This is a genomic window from Rhodococcus sp. ARP2 (assembly GCF_001029585.1).
Taxonomy (GTDB): domain Bacteria; phylum Actinomycetota; class Actinomycetes; order Mycobacteriales; family Mycobacteriaceae; genus Rhodococcus_F; species Rhodococcus_F erythropolis.
Map to the genome: position 1 here is coordinate 1 of NZ_LEKE01000006.1, position 1,307 is coordinate 1,307.

The 1,307-nt window shown below is 57.8% G+C and carries 3 protein-coding genes and 1 pseudogene; all 4 read left to right on the plus strand.

Annotated features, from left to right (window positions below):
• Nucleotides 1–262 precede the first annotated feature (262 nt).
• Nucleotides 263–535, plus strand: a complete 273-nt coding sequence (locus ABX74_RS30870) for a helix-turn-helix domain-containing protein (protein ID WP_189637303.1) — start codon at nucleotides 263–265, stop codon at nucleotides 533–535.
• Between the two features lie 47 nt (nucleotides 536–582).
• The gene (locus ABX74_RS30875; RefSeq protein WP_189637304.1) at nucleotides 583–867 is read left to right on the plus strand and encodes an IS3 family transposase; all 285 of its coding nucleotides are present in this window, start codon (nucleotides 583–585) and stop codon (nucleotides 865–867) included.
• Nucleotides 804–1,151 (plus strand): annotated as a pseudogene (locus ABX74_RS30880) (DDE-type integrase/transposase/recombinase); the annotation flags it as partial. The gene ABX74_RS30875 and the pseudogene ABX74_RS30880, both read left to right, overlap by 64 nt.
• A 46-nt stretch (nucleotides 1,152–1,197) precedes the next feature.
• Nucleotides 1,198–1,307: IS3 family transposase (locus tag ABX74_RS30885; protein ID WP_223257803.1), on the plus strand; the 110-nt coding region annotated here is incomplete at its 3' end.

Here is a 1,307-nt window from a genome sequence, read left to right on the forward strand (position 1 = left end):
TGGAATGGACCCCAAAAGTTGGACACCGAATCTAGGTATCCTTCTTCAGGGAGTAGTCAGATGTACTCGAAAAGCACGTTAAGTCACTCCGACGCCGTGTCGGCGCTCGAACTGTTCGAGCAGGGCTATACAGCCAAGTCCGTGGCCATTTCGCTTGACCTCGCCCAGAACCCTGTCCAAATGTTGTATCAACGATGGCAACTACGGGGAGCAGGTGACGAGAGACCGAAGACAGTACGATTTCGAGACCAAACTCGAGATCGTGCGTCGCCACGTCAACGGAGAGTCCGGAAGGGCTCTGGCCGAAGAGTACGACTTGCCCTCGCCCACAACGGTAGCGAACTGGACTGTCATCTACCGACGCGACAGAGAAGACGGGCGACGCCCGAAGAAGCGTGGCAGGCCACCTGTCAATCGCGGGGCTTCCCCTCCGAAAAGCGAGCTCGAGACACTGCGCACCGAGAACGAACGACTTCGTGCCGAAGTCGCGTACTTGGGAAAATTGCGGGCCTTGAGGTCGCAGGAACGACGCTGAAAGTTCAAGCTGTCGACGATCTCAAGGCGCAATTTCCGCTGGCACTCTTGCTGCCGATCGCGCACCTCCCCAAATCGACGTTCTACGACCATCGGAATCGACTCCGTCGCGCGGACCGCCATGCTGAGCTCAAAGAAGCCATTCGTGAAACCTTCGAAGATGCGAAGGGCGCCTACGGGCACCGACGCATCCTCGCTATCCTTCGACGGCAGCGACGGAGGGTGTCGAAGAAAACCGTGCTCACACTGATGCACACCCTCGGACTGCAATGCCTGGCAAACGGTACAACTCCTTCCGAGGAGAAGTCGGCGAGGCAGCCGAGAACGTGTTGAACCGCCAATTCGCGACAGAGACGGCGCACACCAAATGGGCAACGGACGTAACCGAGTTCAACATCGGCAGTTCCAAGGTCTACCTTTCACCCATCCTCAATCTCCATGACAACCGAATCATCTCAGCCAAGGCCGGGCCCTCTCCGAGCGTGAAAATGGTCACCGACAGCCTCCGCATGGCCATCGGCACCCTCAACGCCGGCGAAAAACCACTTGTGCACTCCGACCAAGGATTTCAGTACCGACACACCATCTGGCGGGACATGTTGCGCGACGCAGGGCTCACCCCAGTCAATGTCCCGCAAAGGAACGTGCCTCGACAACGCTGTCATGGAAGGATTCTTCAGCCACCTCAAGGAGGAATGGTTCCGCATCCAGAAACCCGGCACTCTCGACGAGTTTCACACGGGGCTCACTGATTACCTGCGATGGTGGAACAC